This window comes from Nocardia sp. NPDC055321 (assembly GCF_053645575.1).
In genome coordinates this window covers 439,326-455,313 of sequence record NZ_JBSHMS010000002.1, presented here as the reverse complement: position 1 = coordinate 455,313, position 15,988 = coordinate 439,326, and the positions used below count along the sequence as shown (strand labels likewise).

Genomic DNA, 15,988 nt, shown 5'->3' with positions numbered 1-15,988 from the left:
CTGCGGCCCAGCGGGACCGGACGGCGGCCCCGGCTCCCACGAATTCCGCTGCGGCGGAGCACCACTCGGCGGCTGGCCCGGCCCGCCCGCGCCCCAGGACTGCCCCGGCCCACCCGGCCCCTGGGGCTGCTGCCCGTACCCGCCCGGCTGCCCCGGACCGTGCGGCTGTCCGTACCCACCCGGACCCTGCGGCTGACCTTGCGGCCCCGGCCCGCCGGATCCCTGCCCCTGTCCGCCGGGACCCTGCTGTTGTCCCGGCCCACCGGGCCCCTGCGGCTGACCGTAGTTGTCGGATCCCGGCCGACGCCCCGGCCCGCCCGGACCCTGCGGCTGACCACCGGGCCCCTGCGGCTGACCGTGTCCCGGCTGCCCCGGACCACCCGCGCCCTGTGGCTGCCCGTAGCCATCGGCCCCTTGCTGACGCCCGGGCCCCTGCGGCTGACCCGGATTACGCTGCGGCCCCGGCCCTCCCGGCCCCGGCCCCTGGGGATTGCGCTGCTGCGCGGGGTCACCGGACCGCCCCTGATTGTTCGGTCCCGCCGGGTAACCCGGCCCGCCCGCGCCGTTCGTCATTGGAAGATCTCCCGTTCGTGGATGCCCGGCCCCGCCCGACATGTGTTGTCCCGCACCCTCCGCCGCGCCCCCGAAGGCCCGGCCGAGAGGCTGATTCCGTTCACCCGGTCCGGGCAGCTGCCCGCCCCCGCCCGGCGAAAAGTTCTGTCCGCCCGCACCGTTGAAGGCCGCTAGCTCACCGGTCCCCGGGTGCCCGGCAGGCCTTTCCACCCCATGTCCCGGACCGCCGGGGCCGCTCCCGAACCGGCCGCCCGCACCGCCGAAGGCGGGCAGGTCACCCGTGGCAGGCCCGGGGCTCGGCCGATGTCCACCCGGATTGGGTGGGTAAGACTGGCCACTCGGCCCGCTCATCACCGGCAAATCGCCGGTTCCGGGATGGCCCGGGCGCGAGCGCGGGTCGTCCGCCCCCGGCCGTCGCGGTTCGTTGGGCGGAAACATGATTGGTGGGCTCCCCCGGTTGATCGTCGTCATCCCGATTCTGACCGCATACGGGGGCGACCGCTACCCCGGGTCCGGCGAAGGGGATTCGGGGCGAACGCGCTGGGTAGGCTGCACGATGATGAGTGACGAACCCGGTGGACCGGACTTCGATGCCGCGGTCGTGTACGCCATACCCATGCGGACGCGATTCCGCGGCATCACCGTGCGCGAGGGGATGCTGATTCCCGGGCCGCTCGGCTGGGGCGAGTTCTGTGCCTTCCCCGAATACGACGACCGCGAAGCCGCGAACTGGCTGGCCACCGCGGTGGAGCAGGTGAGCGCGGGCTGGCCCGCGCCGGTACGGGATCGGGTGCCGGTCAACTGCATCGTGCCGGCCGTCGGGCCGGACCGGGCACGCGAGATCGTCGCCGCCTCCGGCTGCCGCACCGCCAAGGTGAAGGTCGCCGACCATCCCGACTCCCTCGCCGAGGATCTGGACCGGGTCGCCGCGACCCGCGAGGCCCTCGGCCCCGGCGGCGCGGTCCGCGTGGACGCCAACGCGGTCTGGGACGTGGCCACCGCGATCGACCACATCACCCGAATCGACCGTGCCGCGGGCGGTTTGGAGTACGTCGAACAGCCCTGCCGCACCATCGAGGAGCTCGCCGAGGTCCGCCGCCGGGTCACGGTGCGCATCGCCGCCGACGAATCCATTCGCCGCGCCGAGGACCCGCTCCGCGTCGCGGTGGCCGGCGCCGCCGACATCGCGGTGCTCAAATGCACGCCCCTGGGCGGTGTCCGGCGCGCCCTGCGGGTCGCCGCAGCCGCCGGGCTCCCCTGCATCGTCTCCTCCGCCCTGGAATCCAGCGTCGGCCTCGCCGCCCAGATCCGCCTGGCCGCCACCCTCCCCCACCTCGACCTCGCCTGCGGCCTGGACACCCTGTCCCTGCTCACCGGCGACACCGTCACCGACTCCCTGCGCCCGGTCGACGGCTACCTCACCGTCCCGCCCGCACCGCCCGCCCCGGACCCCGCCCTCCTTGAGCGCTACCGCCACCCCGATCCCGCCCGCGAACTCTGGTGGCGGCAGCGGCTCGACCGCGTCCGGAAGCTGCTCCCGGACAGCTGACGCGGGCGGCAGGCTTTCGGGCGGGCGCTCAGTCGCCCGAGCGCGCGCCGATGCGCACGCCGCAGTCGAACATGGTGCTGCGCATCAGAAGTGCCGCCTCGGGACCGATCACCCCGGACAGCAGGTCGAGGTAGCGATCGCAGAACTCGGGACCGTGGGGTGCCGAATCCGCCGGGGACGGGTCCAGGTGGTGGGCTATTTCGTGCAGGATCACCAATTCCCGCAGCGCCCAGGCGGTTCCGTGGGCGTGCAGCGGGACGGCGAGGACCGCCTTCCCCGCCTCGTAGTGGGCCGCCTTCGCACCCGCACGAGCCCGCACGGTGATCGGGTGGGCAGCGGGCTCCCACTGTGCCCGAACCCAATTCAACGCCAGCACCCGATCCGCGTAGGTCTGCACCGACTCCACCGACGCGAACCGCCGCTCGATCGGCAGCGTCACCTGCGAGCCGAACACCTCGATGCCGCGCGCGCCGAACTCGTCGGCGCGGTCGAACACCCCGCGCACCAGCATTTCCGCGTCGTAGACACGGGCGCGCTGGGCGTCTCGCACACTCAACGCATCACCGATCATCCTTCCCCGCGCGGCAATTGCCCACGGGGACCGTCCAGTTCGGCGTTGTTCCCGAGCCGGGCCGCGCGCCCGGCGCGATCACCGGCCCGCCGCGCGGCCGAGGAGTACCCGGCCGAAGCCTGCGGCCCCTGCCAGGTCCCGCGCGCCTCGGAGGTGCTCCGGTAGAAATCCGTGAGCTCGATCTCCTTGTTGCGCAGCGCCAATGCCGTACCGGTGGGCGGCGCGCCCGGCGCCGGGGGCCCGGCGTCACCGCGCACCGCCTCGGCCTCCACCTCGGATTTGATCTCCGCCAGCCGCCGCCCGATCCGGGCCGCGAACGCCATCTGGAAATTCAGCCGCGCCGTCACCGCCGCCACCGGGGCCTGCACCGTGCGCTGCACCCGCCTGCCCCAGCGCGTGGTCTCGACCACCAGTTTCTCGGTCGTGGCCGTGCGATAGGAACCCGATTTGATGTAGTGGTCCGAAGCCCGCACCATCTGCACGATCAGGCTCCCGTACAGCGCGGAGCAGGTGTCGATGTCGGTGTCGAAACCGTACGCGTAGACCGTGGTCGAGGTGCGGGCGACATCACAGCGAACATCGTTCGCGGCGGCGATCGCCACGAACAACTGGACGTAGGTCCGCAGTCCCTTCTTCCCGGACTCGCCGATCGGGATGACCCGCTGAACCGGCGTCGGCCTGCGCTCGCGACTCGCCACGTGGGCGCGCGCGACCGTGAGATCGATCGCGGACCGCGTCGCGAGCTTCTGAGCTGCGGCGAGGAAGGCTTCGGCCTCGTGTTCGTTGTCGGTGGACTCGGCCTGCCGGAGCAGACCACCGATCCTGGTGAGTAACTTGTCCTGTGCAGACATCGGCACTCAGCCTAGCTGGGCGGATGTCCGCGGTGGCGGGCGCGAACCCCGAGGTAGTCCCGGCACACAGAGTTCCCACCATGTATCTTCCCTTGTGCAACCGGCTGAGTGTGCTGCCGCTCACGTCTCGACCCTGGAGTATCCGCGATGGTTTTGAAGAAGGTGTCGTCCCTACGATCGTCGCTCGTGCCGCGTGCCGCGATGGTGGTCACCTCAGCAGCGCTGCTGACCGTGACGTTCGCCAGCGCGTGCTCCAGCGACAGCGGTAGCAACCCCACCTCGGAGAACCTCACCGGCCGCGGGCCCATCACCTACGTCGAGGGCAAGGACACCACCGAAACCGGTGCGGTCAAGCAGCTCATCGACCGCTGGAACGCCTCGCACCCGGACGAGAAGGTGACGTTCAAGGAGCAGTCGAACGACGCCACCCAGCAAAAAGACGACCTCGTGCAGCACATGACTGCCAAGCAGTCGGATTACGACGTGATCGCGCTGGACGTGCCGTGGACCGCCGAGTTCGCCGCCCGAGGCTGGATCCAGCCGCTCAAGGACGGCTTCAGCATCGACACCTCCACGCTGCTCTCGCCGCCGGTCGCCTCGGCCACCTACAACGGCACGCTCTACGCCGCGCCTCGCAACACCAATGGCGGCCTGCTGTTCTACCGCAAGGACCTGGTTCCCGAGCCGCCCAAGACCTGGACCGAGCTGCTTGCCAACTGCCCCAAGGCCGTGGAAGCCGGAATCGGTTGCTACGCCGGGCAGTTCGCGCCCTACGAGGGTCTGACCGTGAACACCGCCGAGGTCATCAACGCCTTCGGCGGCAGCTTCGTCGGCCCGGACGGCAAGACGCCGACCGTGAACAGCCCGCAGGCCAAGGCCGGCCTGCAGGTGCTGGTCGACGGGTACAAGAACGGCGAGATCCCGAAGGAAGCCATCTCCTTCAAGGAGCCCGAGAGCCAGAACGCCTTCGTGAGCGGCAAGCTGCTGTTCATGCGCGGCTGGCCGTCCTCCTTCGGTGACGCCGGTTCGGACGCCTCGGCTGTCCGGGACAAGTTCGGCGTGGCCCCGCTGCCGGGCAAGGACAGCGTCGGCGCCTCCACCCTGGGTGGCTACAACGCCGCCATCAGCGCCTTCTCCAAGAACAAGGCCACCGCACTGGACTTCCTGCGCTTCCTGATCTCCGAGGACGCCCAGCACATCGTGGCCTCGGGCGCCCTGCCGTCCGTGCGCGCCTCGGTGTACGACGATCCGGCGCTCATCGCCAAGATGCCGTACCTGCCCGCGCTCAAGGAGTCCATCGCCTCGGCCGTGCCGCGTCCGGTGACCCCGTTCTACTCCGCGGTGTCCAAGGCCATTCAGGACAACGCCTATGCTGCCCTGACCGGTACGAAGTCCATCGACGCCGCGATCGATGGAATGCAGCAGGGCATCGAGACCGCGGGTCGGTGATCCCGGCTCCGGTGAGAGGCCCCGACGAGTCAGTCGTGTAGGAGAAGAGAACAGGTGTCACGTCCTTCGGGAGCGGCCGAGGTCGCGTCCCCCGACTTCACCAAGTCCGTGAAACCCGCACCGTCACAACCGAAGCGCCGATCCGGACTACCCGGATCGGCCAAGGCCTGGCTTTTCGTCAGCCCGGTGCTGCTCGCCCTGTCGGTGGTGATCGGATATCCGGTTGCTCGCGCGGTCTGGATGTCTTTTCAGAAGGACTCGGGACTCGACCCCGCGACCGGCATGTTCGTCGAGGGCGGCTCCGCCGGCTTCGACAACTACACGCACTGGCTGCTGCAGCAGTGCACCAACGGCCTCGGCGAGACCGTCAGCTGCCCCACCGGCAACCTCGGCTCGCAGTTCTGGACCGCGATCGGCATCACCCTGCTGTTCACCGTGGTGACCGTCGCGCTCGAAGCCACCATCGGCCTCGGCATGGCCGTCATCATGGGCAAGACCTTCAAGGGCCGCGCCCTGCTGCGCGCGGCGGTGCTGATCCCGTGGGCCATTCCCACCGCCGTCACCGCGCGGCTGTGGGAGTTCATGTTCCAGTACGACGGCGTGGTCAACCGGGTGCTCGGCACCGAGATCCTGTGGACGGCCGATCCGTGGGCCGCGCGCTTCGCGGTCATCGCCGCCGACGTGTGGAAGACCACCCCGTTCATGGCGCTGCTGATCCTGGCGGGGCTGCAGGTCATTCCGAACGACGTGTACGAGGCCGCCCGGGTCGACGGCGCGTCGGCGTGGCAGCGTTTCGTGCACATCACGCTGCCGCTGCTCAAGCCCGCGCTGCTGGTGGCCGTGCTGTTCCGCACCATGGACGCGCTGCGCATGTACGACCTGCCCGCGATCCTGACCCAGGACAATCCGCACACCCGGACCATCTCGATGCTGGTGGTCGATCAGGTGCGCCAGGGTCCGAACAGCGCCTCGGCCCTGTCCGTGATCACCTTCTTCCTGATATTCGCGGTCGCGTTCATGCTGGTGAAGGTGCTGGGCGCCAACGCGGTTCGCACTCAGGAAGAGCAGCGGAAGGCCCACTGATGAACGTGAGCATGTCGAAATCTCCCGCCGTGGACGAGGTGCGGGCCGCCGCCTCCCCGAAAGCGCCCGCCCCGCAGGCGGTTCCGTGGACCAAGCGACTGGCCTCCGCGCGGGTGTACCTGGGCGCGCTGATCGTGCTGGTCTGGGGCCTGGCACCGTTCTACTGGATGGTCGTCACCGCGCTGCGCGATCCGGACTACACCTTCGACAACACCCCGTGGCCCACCCACGTGACGCTGGAGAACTTCCGCGACGCCTTCGACACCAGCCGCGGCAACGACTTCGGGCGCGCGCTGGTGAACAGCGTCGCGATCGGCGCGGCGACCACGGCGGTCGCGCTGGTCATCGGCGTGATGGCCGCCTACGCGCTGGCCCGGCTGACCTTCAAGGGCCAGTACCTGGTCTCCGGCGTCATCCTGAGCGCGTCGATGTTCCCCGCGGTGGTGCTGGTGACCCCGCTGTTCCAGCTGTTCACCGATATCGGCTGGATCGGGCACTACCAGGCGATGATCATCCCGAACATCTCGTTCGTGCTGCCGATGACGGTCTACATCCTGGCGTCGTTCTTCACCGAATTGCCCTGGGAGCTGGAGGAAGCGGCGCGGATCGACGGCGCCTCGCGCTTCCAGGCGTTCCGGCTGATCATGCTGCCGCTGGCCGCGCCCGCGGTGTTCACCACCGCGATCCTGGCCTTCATCGCCTCGGTCAACGAGTACCTGCTGGCGCGCCTGCTCTCGGTGGACTCCACCGAGCCGGTGACCGTCGCCATCGCCCGCTTCTCGGGTAACAACCCGCAGGTCGAGCCGTACACCGCGATCATGGCGGCGGGCACGATCGTGACCATTCCGCTGGTCATCATGGTGCTGCTGTTCCAGCGCCGGATCATCTCCGGTCTCACCGCGGGCGGCGTCAAGAGCTGAGCCCGCGCACGGGAGCATTCGAAACTTCGCGAAACAGCAGGGGTTTCGGCGGTCATCGACCGCCGGAACCCCTGTCTCGTTCGCGCCCCGGGGCAAGCGAACCGACCACGCGCAATTGAACAGCGGGAAAGGATGCGTCCACTAGCATGGGTCGCGCCGCGCCCGCGGCGCGCTAGTACGCAAGCTTCGTCGAACGCTCCCAAAGGAGATGCTCGTGAGCTCGTCCCGCAAACGGCGCCGACCGGAACCGGCACCGTACGCCAGCATGGCAGGCTGGAACGAGATCACAACCGAATTGCCCAGACAACCGGGGCACACCAGGCCGCAGCGCCGCAGAAAACCCCCCGCCGCACCGGGCCCATCCGAACCCGGCCGGGCCCGGCGGCCGGTGCGCACCCGGGCGCAGCGCCTGCGCAGGCTCGCCCTGTCCCTGTTCCTGATCTTCATCGCGCTGCCGTCGCTGGTGCTGACCCTCGCGTACTGGAGCGCGGAGATCCCCGACCCGGAGTCGGTGCAGACCAACCAGATCGCCACCATCCTGACCTCCGACGGCCAGGGCGTCATCGCCAAGGTCGTTCCGCCCGAGGGCAATCGGATCCCGGTGCCGCTGCGCGACGTGCCCGAACCGGTCCGCCTCGCCGTGCTCTCGGCCGAGGACCGCAACTTCTACACCAATCCCGGCTACTCCACCTCGGCCTTCGTGCGCGCGGCGCGCGACAACGTCCTGGGCCGCGAGGACGCCGGCGGCGGTTCCACCATCACCCAGCAGTACGTCAAGAACGCCTTCCTGAGTTCGGAACGCACCCTGAGCCGCAAGATGCGCGAACTCATCATCTCGGCCAAGATGGCGCGCCAGTGGAGCAAGGACGACATCCTCGCCGCCTACCTCAACACCATCTACTACGGCCGCGGCGCGTACGGCATCTCCGCCGCGGCCAAGGCGTACTTCGGCAAGCCCGTACCGGAACTGACCCTCGCCGAGGGCGCGGTGCTCGCCGCCGTGGTGCGCACCCCCTCCCTGCTCGACCCGGAAACCCATCTGGAGCCGCTGCGGGCGCGCTGGGCCTACGTGCTGGACGGCATGATCGAGATGGGCAAGCTCACCCGGGACGAGCGGGCCGCCACCGTGTTTCCCGACATCCTGCCGATCACCGAACTCGACGACAGCATCCCGCGCGGACCCGAGGGGCTCATCCGCGCCCAGGTGCTGCGCGAACTGCGCGCCTCCGGGATCAGCGAGCAGGAGATCAATACCGGTGCGCTGCAGATCATCACCACCATCGACGCCCGCGCCCAGCAGGCGGCGCTGAACTCGGTGGGCGATGTCCTGGGCGGCCAGCCGGGCGAACTGCGCACCGCCGTGGTGTCGATCGATCCGCGCACGGGCGCGGTGCGCGCCTACTACGGCGGACCCGACGGCATCGGGTTCGACTTCGCGCAGGCCCCGCTGCAAACCGGTTCCGCCTTCAAGACTTTCGCGGTCCTGGCCGCCCTGGAGCAGGGCATCCCGCTCTCCTATCGGCTCGACAGCGCCCCGCTCACCGTGAACGGGGAGAAGATCACCAACGTGCAGGACGAGACCTGCGGCACCTGCCCGCTGAGCGAGGCGTTCAAGCGCTCGCTCAACACCAGCTTCTACCGGCTCAGCCAGGCGCTGTTCGAGGGACCGAAGGCCATCGCGAACGCCGCGCACCAGGCCGGCATCCCGGAGCAGATCCCGGGCGTCGCCGGTCGCACCCTGACCGAGGACGGCGGGCCGCCGCTGCCGGCCATCGTGCTCGGCGCGTACTCGGTGCGCCCCATCGACATGGCCTCGGCGTACGCCACCCTGGCCGCCTCCGGGGCTTACCGCGCACCGTATTTCGTGCAGAAGGTGCTGACCGGCGACGGGCGGGTGCTGCTGGACCGCGACGCCGATCCGCAGCGCACCGAACAGCGCATCCAGACCACCGTCGCCGACAGCGTCGCCCAGGCCATGCTGCCCATCGCGGGCTACTCCAACGGGCACGATCTGGCGGGCCGCCCGTCCGCGGCCAAGACCGGAACCACCCAGCTCGGCGACACCGGATACAACAAGGACGCCTGGATGGTCGGCTTCACGCCGTCGCTGTCCACCGCGGTGTGGGTGGGAACCGAACAGTCCCAGCCGATTCGGACCGCGCGCGGCGGGGCGATCTACGGTTCCGGTTTGCCCGCCGATATCTGGAAGCAGACCATGGACGGCGCGCTGGCGGGCGCGCCGGTAGAACAGTTCCCCAATCCGGTCCCGATCGCCGGCTCCGCACCGGCCGATCCGAACTACGACATCCTCAATCCGGGGCCCGGACCGCAGCAGGAACCCGTGGTCATCATCCCGCCGGCGCCCGAACCCCGGCAGGTCGAGATCTTCCCGGGCCTGTCCATCCCGGTTCCGGGTTAAGGTCGGCGCAGATGACTTCCCCATCGTTGTTGATCATGAATCACGACGACCCGACCCATCTGCCCCCGGCCGCGGATATTGTGGAATCGGCCACCGGTGCCATCGACTCCGGAGATCGGTGGCAGGATGCGGGTCAGGAGCAGGGTGGGGTCGGAGACAGCACGAGACTTAGGGGCGACGCCGGTGGATTTCAATGTCGTTGAACGCCACGAAACGCTGGTGGCCGGAACGGTGCTACGCAGCCCGGCGCTGGCGGTCGAAGGACCGCGCCGCGCCAAGGTCGAGGAGGCCTGGAAACAGAACCTCGCGCGCAGCCTGCCCGGTCCACCCGCGACCGCGTATGTCGATCACGCGCCCGAAATCGGTTCGTACCTGACCCATATCGTCGGCTACCGGTGCCGGACGCTGGAGGACCTACAGCCCGGTGATGTGCTCGCGCGCATCCCCGCGGGCACGTTCGCCCGGTTCAGCCGCAGCGGCGACAATCTGGGCGACGTCATCGCCTCGATCTGGCGCACGGTCTGGGATCTGGAAGCCTCGGGCACGCTGACCCGCGCGTACACCGGGGATTACGAACGGTATCCGGACTCCCGGACCGTTGAGGTTTTCGTCGCGCTCGATACCGGCGCGGAGGGGTAGGGGCCGTGGATTTCGAGATCATCACCATGGACGCGTTCCTGGTCGGCGGGCTCACGATCCCCCTGGCCGGGCGCGAGGTCACCGCCCGGGACCTGGACCTGGTCAACTTCACCTGGGACAGGTACCTCGCCCGCGAGAAGAAGGTCGAACGCGTGGCGGCCTACATCGGCCAGAACGATCACGCCGTGGCCATCCTCGGCTACGAGGTGCCCGGCCTGGATCACCTGGACACCGGCGATGTGGTGACCCGCGTCCCGACCGGCCGCTACGCCAAGTTCGTCGTGTCGGACAAGCCCTACGACCTGCTGCGCACCGCGTGGGCCAAGGTCGCCAAGGCCGAGAGCGCGGGCACGATCACCCGCTCGCACCGCGCCGAGATCGAGCGCTACACCGGACCGACCTCGGTCGAGGTGTACATTTCGCTCGACTGAGGCCGAAAGCCAAGCCGCCCCCCGCGATTGCGATCGCGGGGGGCGGCTTCGTCCATGACGAGGATCGAGACGCCGCGCCGATCGGAGATTCGGGGGCGGAGCTCACCTGCCCCCGGCACGGCAAAGCCCCGGCCGGAATCTTCCGGCCGGGGCCTCCCTCACCTGTGCCGAGTTTCCTCGATGGGCGATCTACTCCGCGTCGATGATGAACGCCTCGAGCTGAGCGCGGGCGACGTCGTCGGCGATCTGCTTCGGCGGGGACTTCATCAGGTACGCCGAGGCCGGGATGACCGGTCCGCCGATGCCGCGGTCCTTGGCGATCTTCGCCGCGCGCACGGCGTCGATGATGATGCCGGCCGAGTTCGGGGAGTCCCACACCTCGAGCTTGTACTCCAGGTTCAGCGGCACGTCACCGAAGGCGCGACCCTCGAGGCGGACGTAGGCCCACTTGCGGTCGTCGAGCCACTCGACGTAGTCGGACGGGCCGATGTGCACGTTGCGGTCGTGCACCTTGCCGGCGAGCGGACCCTCGAGGTTCGAGGTCACGGCCTGGGTCTTGGAGACCTTCTTGGACTCCAGGCGATCACGCTCGAGCATGTTCTTGAAGTCCATGTTGCCGCCGACGTTCAGCTGGTAGGTGCGGTCCAGCGTGACGCCGCGGTCCTCGAACAGCTTGGCCATGACGCGGTGCGTGATGGTCGCGCCGACCTGCGACTTGATGTCGTCGCCGACGATCGGCACACCGGCGTCGGCGAACTTCTTGGCCCAGACCGGATCCGAGGCGATGAACACCGGCAGCGCGTTGACGAAGGCCACGCCCGCGTCGATCGCGCACTGCGCGTAGAACTTGTCGGCTTCCTCCGAGCCCACCGGCAGGTAGGACACGAGCACGTCGACCTTGGCGTCCTTCAGGACCTTGACCACATCGACCGGCTCGGCGTCGGAGAGCTCGATGGTCTCCGCGTAGTACTTGCCGATGCCGTCCAGCGTCGGACCACGCTGCACGGAAATGCCCGACGGCGGCACGTCGGAGATCTTGATGGTGTTGTTCTCGCTGGCGAAGATCGCGTCGGCCAGGTCGAATCCGACCTTCTTGGCGTCGACGTCGAACGCGGCGACGAACTTGACGTCGCGGACGTGGTAGGGGCCGAACTTGACGTGCATGAGACCCGGCACGGTCGAGTCGGCATCGGCGTCCCGGTAGTACTGCACGCCCTGGACCAGGGAAGAAGCGCAGTTACCGACGCCGACAATGGCCACCCGTACTTCGGTGTTGATGTCACTCATGGCCGATATTTCCCTCTTTCTGTGGTGCCGCCTTCGTCGATTGCTCCGCAGCAATCAACTCGTTGAGCCAGCGCACTTCGCGCTCGCTTGATTCGAGACCGAGTTGATGGAGTTGGCGGGTGTAGCGATCCAGCTGCCCGCTGGCTCGTTTGATCGCCTCCCGCAAGCCCTCTCGGCGCTCCTCGACCTGCCTCCGCCGACCCTCCAGAATCCGCATCCGCGCTTCCGCGGGGGTACGGGTGAAGAAAGCCAGATGAACGCCGAAGCCGTCGTCGGTGTAGTTCTGTGGTCCCGTATCGGCCAGCAGCTCGGCGAACCGCTCCCGGCCGAAATCAGTCAGTTGGTAAACCCGCCGCGCACGCCGCGTGGTCAACCCCGGTGGAATCTCTTCCGCGATGAGGCCGTCGGACTGCATGCGCCGCAGGGTCGGATAGAGCGACCCGTAGGAGAAGGCCCGGAAGGGGCCGAGCAGCCCGGTGAGCCGCTTGCGCAGCTCGTAACCGTGCATCGGAGATTCCAGGAGCAGCCCGAGGATTGCCAACTCGAGCACCGAGCCTCACCCCCTTCTGACTGTTGTCTACAGATCTAACCGATGGATGCAGTACGAAACTATATCGCGCCGATATACCGGAGGCGACTTCTGGCTGCGACCCGCATCACGATCACCCGGCCCGGCGGGCGGAGTTACCTCGTAGCGGCCCGCCCGCGGGCTCGAGAGTGGATCCGGGGCGTGCGGGGGGAGGACACCCGCAAGTACTCTGGGTCGCGTGCGAATACAGCGGCAGGTAGTGGACTATGCGCTTCGGCGCCGGTCGCTGCTCGCCGATGTCTACGCGGGGCGAGTAGCTGTATCCGAGGTATGCGACGCGAATCCCTATCTGTTGCGCGCGGCGAAGTTCCACGGGCGCGGGAGCGAGGTCACATGCCCTATCTGCCGAAAAGAACAGCTCACACTCGTATCGTGGGTCTACGGTGACGGCTTGGGTCAGGCAGCGGGGTCGGCGCGTACGCCGGAGGAATTGATTCGGATGGCCGAATCTCGCGAGGAGTTCTCGGTGCACGTCGTCGAGGTCTGCCGGACCTGCAGTTGGAACCATCTGGTGCAGTCCTACGTGGTGGGCCAGGCTCCGGCACCGACCGGACGCCGCCGCCGCACCGGCACCCGCGCCGAGTGAAAGGCCACGTCGACTGCTGATCAGCGGGCAGACCTGCCCGCCGCGGTGGCACGTGACCGCATCGAGCTACAGGACCGTATCGAGTAGTTATTGGAGATCCAGGCTGTGAATTCGCCCTATGACGACGGACCGCACGGCGGCCGCCCCCAGCGTGGCGGTTCGCAACCGGGCCCCGGCGGTTATCCGCCGCCGCGACCGGCAGGTCCCCCGCCAGGGGCGCCGCGACAGCAGCAGCCCGGTATGGGCCGGCCCGGACCGGGTCCGGGCGGACAGGGCCGCCCCGCGCCGGGCGGTGTGCCGCCGCGCGGGCCGAACGGCCAGCCGCCGCGCGGTCCCGTGCCGCCGCCGGGCGGGCAGGCCCGCCGGCCCGCGCCGAATCAGCCGCAGCGGCCCGCGAATCCCGATGCCACGCGCAAACTTCCCGCACCCGACGCCACGCAGCGGGTGAATACCGGTCAGCGCCAAGCGGTGCCGCCGCATCTGCAGCGCGCCGCGCAGTCCGATCGCGCCGACCGCGCGGCCGAGCGCAACCCCCGGGCCGGAGATCGCGGCCCGCGCGCGGCCGGTGCGGCCGGCGCCGGTACCGCCACCCGCCCGCGGCCCGCCGACGATCGCACCCGGCCGCCGTCGGGCGCGATTCCCGCGAACGGCAGGCGCGGTGACACCCCGGGCGGTCCGCCGCCGCGGCGTCCCGGCGGCGAGGGTTCGGGCGGCGCCGGCGGAAAGGGCCGCCGCCCCAAGCAGAAGTCGGTCTGGCGGACCGTTCGCCGTGTCTGTTATGTCCTGATGGCCGTCGCGATCCTGGTGCCGAGCACCGCGTTCCTGGTGGCGTACTCGGGCGTGAACGTGCCGCGCCCCGGCGACCTCAAGACCAATCAGGTGGCGACCATCTACCTCTCCGACGGCACCACCGTGCTGTCGAAAGTGGTTCCGCCCGAGGGCAACCGCACCGACGTGAGCATCGACCAGATCCCGCCGCACGTGCGCAACGCGGTGATCGCGGCCGAGGACCGGGACTTCTACACCAACCCCGGCTTCTCGATGAAGGGCTTCGGCCGCGCGTTCTGGGACAACCTGACCGGCAAGGAAAGCGCCGGTGGTGGTTCCACGATCACCCAGCAGTACGTGAAGAACGCCATGGTCGGCAACGAGCGCTCGCTGACCCGTAAGCTGCGCGAGCTGGTGATCTCGGCCAAGATGGCGCGGCAGTGGTCCAAGGACGACATCCTCACCGCGTACCTGAACACCATCTACTTCGGCCGCGGCGCGTACGGCATCGACGCCGCCGCCAAGGCGTACTTCGGCAAGCCGGTCACCGAACTCACCGTGTCCGAGGGCGCGGTGCTGGCGGGCGTCATCCAGCAGCCGTCCAACCTGGACCCGGAGAAGAACCGCAAGGGCGTCGAGACCCGCTGGAACTACGTGCTCGACGGCATGGTCAGCGGCGGCAACCTCCCCTCGGCCGAACGCGCGGGAGTCGTGTTCCCGGAGGTGGTTCCGGCCGCGCAGTCCGCGCAGAACGAGGACCTGGACTCCGGTCCGGAGGGCCTGATCAAGACCCAGGTGCTCGCCGAGCTCGAGGCCGCGGGCATCACCCAGCGCGAGCTGAACACCGAGGGCCTCTCGATCACCACCACGCTGAACCCGCAGGCGCAGCAGGCCGCGCTCGACGCGGTCACCAACGTCATGGACGGGGAACCCGAGAACCTGCGTACCGCGGTGGTCTCGGTGGATCCCAAGACCGGCGCCGTGGTCGCCTACTACGGCGGCAACGACGGTCAGGGCTTCGACTTCGCCAACGCCGGCCTGCCCGCCGGTTCGTCCTTCAAGGTGTTCGGCCTGGCCGAGAACCTGGAGATGGGCAAGCCGCTGTCCACGCTGTACGACTCCTCCCCGGTCACCGTGAACGGCATCAAGATCACGAACGTCGAGGGCGAGCAGTGCGGCATGTGCACCATCGCCGAGGCCCTCAAGCGCTCGCTGAACACCAGCTTCTACCGCATGATGCTGGACATGCCCGGCGACGGCCCGCAGAAGATCGCCGACATGGCGCACAAGCTCGGCATCCCGGAATCGATTCCGGGCGTGGAGAAGACGCTGACCGAACCGGACGGCAACGGCCCCAACAACGGCGTCGTGCTCGGCCAGTACCAGGTGCGGCCGCTGGACATGGCCTCCGCGTACGCCACCCTGGCGGCCTCGGGCGTCTACCGCGCACCGCATTTCGTGCAGAAGGTCACCACCTCGGACGGCACCGTCCTGCTCGATCGCGGTGAAACCGCGGGCGAACAGCGCGTCTCGGCCGCCGTCGCGGACAACGTCACCGCCGCGATGAAGCCGATCGCCGCCTGGTCGCGCAACCACAACCTCTCCGGCAACCGGGACTCCGCGGCCAAGACCGGCACCCACCAGCTCGGCGACACCGGCGCGAACCGTGACGCCTGGATGGTCGGCTACACCCCGTCGCTGTCCACCGCGGTCTGGGTGGGCACCGAACAGGGCGACAAGCTGGTCAACGCCAACGGCGGTTCGGTCTACGGCTCCGGCCTGCCGTCGGACATCTGGAAGAAGACGATGGACGGCGCGCTCAAGGGCACGCAGAACGAGTCGTTCCCCAAGCCGGCGGCCATCGGCGGCCAGGCGGGCGTCCCGTCCTGGTCCGCGCCGTACACCGCGCCCTCGACCGAGGATTCCCCGGTCCTGCCGCCGGTCATCACCCAGAGCCAGGTCGAGATCCTGCCCGGCATCACCATCCCGGTTCCCGGGCTGGCGCCCAACCCGCAGAATCAGCAGCGCGCGGCGCCGACCACCTCGGAGGATTCCGGGGACGGGCCGCTGCCCGGACAGCCGGTCGCACCGTCGGACGGTTCACCGGTGACGACGACGCCCGGCGCCGCCGGGAACAGCAACGGCGGCAACGGCAACGGGAATGGGAACGGCAACGGCGGCGCACCGACCCGGAGTCGGTAGCCTCGGGTCGTGATCGAGCAGGGAGTGGGGCACCGGCGGGCAGCGGACAGCGAGTCGGCCGGTCACGCACC

14 protein-coding genes are annotated in these 15,988 nt (G+C 69.3%); 10 read left to right on the top strand and 4 right to left on the bottom strand.

The annotated features are described in order from the left end of the window. Window positions 1-159: 159 nt before the first annotated feature. Together ACWIGI_RS04620 and ACWIGI_RS04615 are read left to right on the top strand one after the other, a co-directional pair. The gene (locus ACWIGI_RS04620) at window positions 160-747 is read left to right on the top strand and encodes a hypothetical protein (RefSeq protein ID WP_454200954.1); all 588 of its coding nucleotides are present in this window, start codon (window positions 160-162) and stop codon (window positions 745-747) included. 385 nt (window positions 748-1,132) lie between these two features. Next, window positions 1,133-2,122: an o-succinylbenzoate synthase gene (locus tag ACWIGI_RS04615; RefSeq protein WP_454200953.1), complete on the top strand. Its 990-nt coding sequence runs from the start codon at window positions 1,133-1,135 to the stop codon at window positions 2,120-2,122. A 28-nt stretch (window positions 2,123-2,150) separates the two neighbouring features. On the opposite strand, the gene ACWIGI_RS04610 is transcribed toward ACWIGI_RS04615, so the two are convergent. Together ACWIGI_RS04610 and ACWIGI_RS04605 are read right to left on the bottom strand one after the other, a co-directional pair. Further along, the gene (locus ACWIGI_RS04610) at window positions 2,151-2,678 is read right to left on the bottom strand and encodes a TIGR04338 family metallohydrolase (RefSeq protein WP_454200952.1); all 528 of its coding nucleotides are present in this window, start codon (window positions 2,676-2,678) and stop codon (window positions 2,151-2,153) included. Window positions 2,679-2,689: 11 nt separating this feature from the next. Next, entirely contained in the window at window positions 2,690-3,544 is an 855-nt protein-coding gene (locus ACWIGI_RS04605) for a DUF2786 domain-containing protein (RefSeq protein WP_454200951.1), read from the bottom strand. Between the two features lie 147 nt (window positions 3,545-3,691). On the opposite strand from ACWIGI_RS04605, the gene ACWIGI_RS04600 reads away from it, so the two are divergent. The 6 genes from ACWIGI_RS04600 (at window position 3,692) to ACWIGI_RS04575 (ending at window position 10,485) form a co-directional block, all read left to right on the top strand. Further along, entirely contained in the window at window positions 3,692-4,993 is a 1,302-nt protein-coding gene (locus tag ACWIGI_RS04600; RefSeq protein ID WP_454200950.1) for an ABC transporter substrate-binding protein, read from the top strand. Window positions 4,994-5,101: 108 nt separating this feature from the next. Continuing rightward, on the top strand, window positions 5,102-6,076 hold the full coding sequence (locus ACWIGI_RS04595; RefSeq protein ID WP_454201033.1) for a carbohydrate ABC transporter permease: 975 nt from the start codon (window positions 5,102-5,104) through the stop codon (window positions 6,074-6,076). Window positions 6,077-6,087: 11 nt separating this feature from the next. After that, window positions 6,088-6,996, top strand: a complete 909-nt coding sequence (locus ACWIGI_RS04590; RefSeq protein ID WP_454200949.1) for a carbohydrate ABC transporter permease — start codon at window positions 6,088-6,090, stop codon at window positions 6,994-6,996. 265 nt (window positions 6,997-7,261) lie between these two features. Then, a complete protein-coding gene (locus ACWIGI_RS04585) occupies window positions 7,262-9,415 on the top strand; it encodes a transglycosylase domain-containing protein (protein ID WP_454200948.1) in 2,154 nt (717 codons plus the stop codon). Between the two features lie 183 nt (window positions 9,416-9,598). Further along, complete coding sequence (locus ACWIGI_RS04580) at window positions 9,599-10,054, top strand: GyrI-like domain-containing protein (protein ID WP_454201032.1); 456 nt, start codon at window positions 9,599-9,601, stop codon at window positions 10,052-10,054. A 5-nt stretch (window positions 10,055-10,059) separates the two neighbouring features. Further along, window positions 10,060-10,485: a GyrI-like domain-containing protein gene (locus ACWIGI_RS04575; protein WP_454200947.1), complete on the top strand. Its 426-nt coding sequence runs from the start codon at window positions 10,060-10,062 to the stop codon at window positions 10,483-10,485. Window positions 10,486-10,674: 189 nt separating this feature from the next. Here the strand turns inward: ACWIGI_RS04575 and ACWIGI_RS04570 are convergent, their stop codons facing one another. Then, window positions 10,675-11,772 carry an inositol-3-phosphate synthase gene (locus ACWIGI_RS04570; RefSeq protein ID WP_454200946.1) on the bottom strand — a complete coding sequence of 366 codons (1,098 nt, stop codon included), beginning with the start codon at window positions 11,770-11,772 and terminating at the stop codon, window positions 10,675-10,677. Beyond that, complete coding sequence (locus ACWIGI_RS04565) at window positions 11,765-12,322, bottom strand: PadR family transcriptional regulator (RefSeq protein ID WP_454200945.1); 558 nt, start codon at window positions 12,320-12,322, stop codon at window positions 11,765-11,767. The genes ACWIGI_RS04570 and ACWIGI_RS04565 overlap by 8 nt, the downstream gene beginning before the upstream one ends. A 217-nt stretch (window positions 12,323-12,539) precedes the next feature. On the opposite strand from ACWIGI_RS04565, the gene ACWIGI_RS04560 reads away from it, so the two are divergent. Next, a complete protein-coding gene (locus ACWIGI_RS04560) occupies window positions 12,540-12,947 on the top strand; it encodes a DUF5318 domain-containing protein (protein WP_454200944.1) in 408 nt (135 codons plus the stop codon). Window positions 12,948-13,733: 786 nt separating this feature from the next. After that, window positions 13,734-15,917: a transglycosylase domain-containing protein gene (locus tag ACWIGI_RS04555; RefSeq protein ID WP_454201031.1), complete on the top strand. Its 2,184-nt coding sequence runs from the start codon at window positions 13,734-13,736 to the stop codon at window positions 15,915-15,917. Window positions 15,918-15,988 lie beyond the last annotated feature (71 nt).

Bases quoted from the DNA above. Each gene is read 5' to 3' on its own strand.
- ACWIGI_RS04615 (WP_454200953.1), top strand. From the start codon at position 1,133: ATGAGTGACGAACCCGGTGGACCGGACTTCGATGCCGCGGTCGTGTAC.
- ACWIGI_RS04605 (WP_454200951.1), bottom strand. From the start codon at position 3,544: ATGTCTGCACAGGACAAGTTACTCACCAGGATCGGTGGTCTGCTCCGG.
- ACWIGI_RS04600 (WP_454200950.1), top strand. From the start codon at position 3,692: ATGGTTTTGAAGAAGGTGTCGTCCCTACGATCGTCGCTCGTGCCGCGT.
- ACWIGI_RS04590 (WP_454200949.1), top strand. From the start codon at position 6,088: ATGTCGAAATCTCCCGCCGTGGACGAGGTGCGGGCCGCCGCCTCCCCG.
- ACWIGI_RS04585 (WP_454200948.1), top strand. From the start codon at position 7,262: ATGGCAGGCTGGAACGAGATCACAACCGAATTGCCCAGACAACCGGGG.
- ACWIGI_RS04570 (WP_454200946.1), bottom strand. From the start codon at position 11,772: ATGAGTGACATCAACACCGAAGTACGGGTGGCCATTGTCGGCGTCGGT.
- ACWIGI_RS04555 (WP_454201031.1), top strand. From the start codon at position 13,734: ATGGCCGTCGCGATCCTGGTGCCGAGCACCGCGTTCCTGGTGGCGTAC.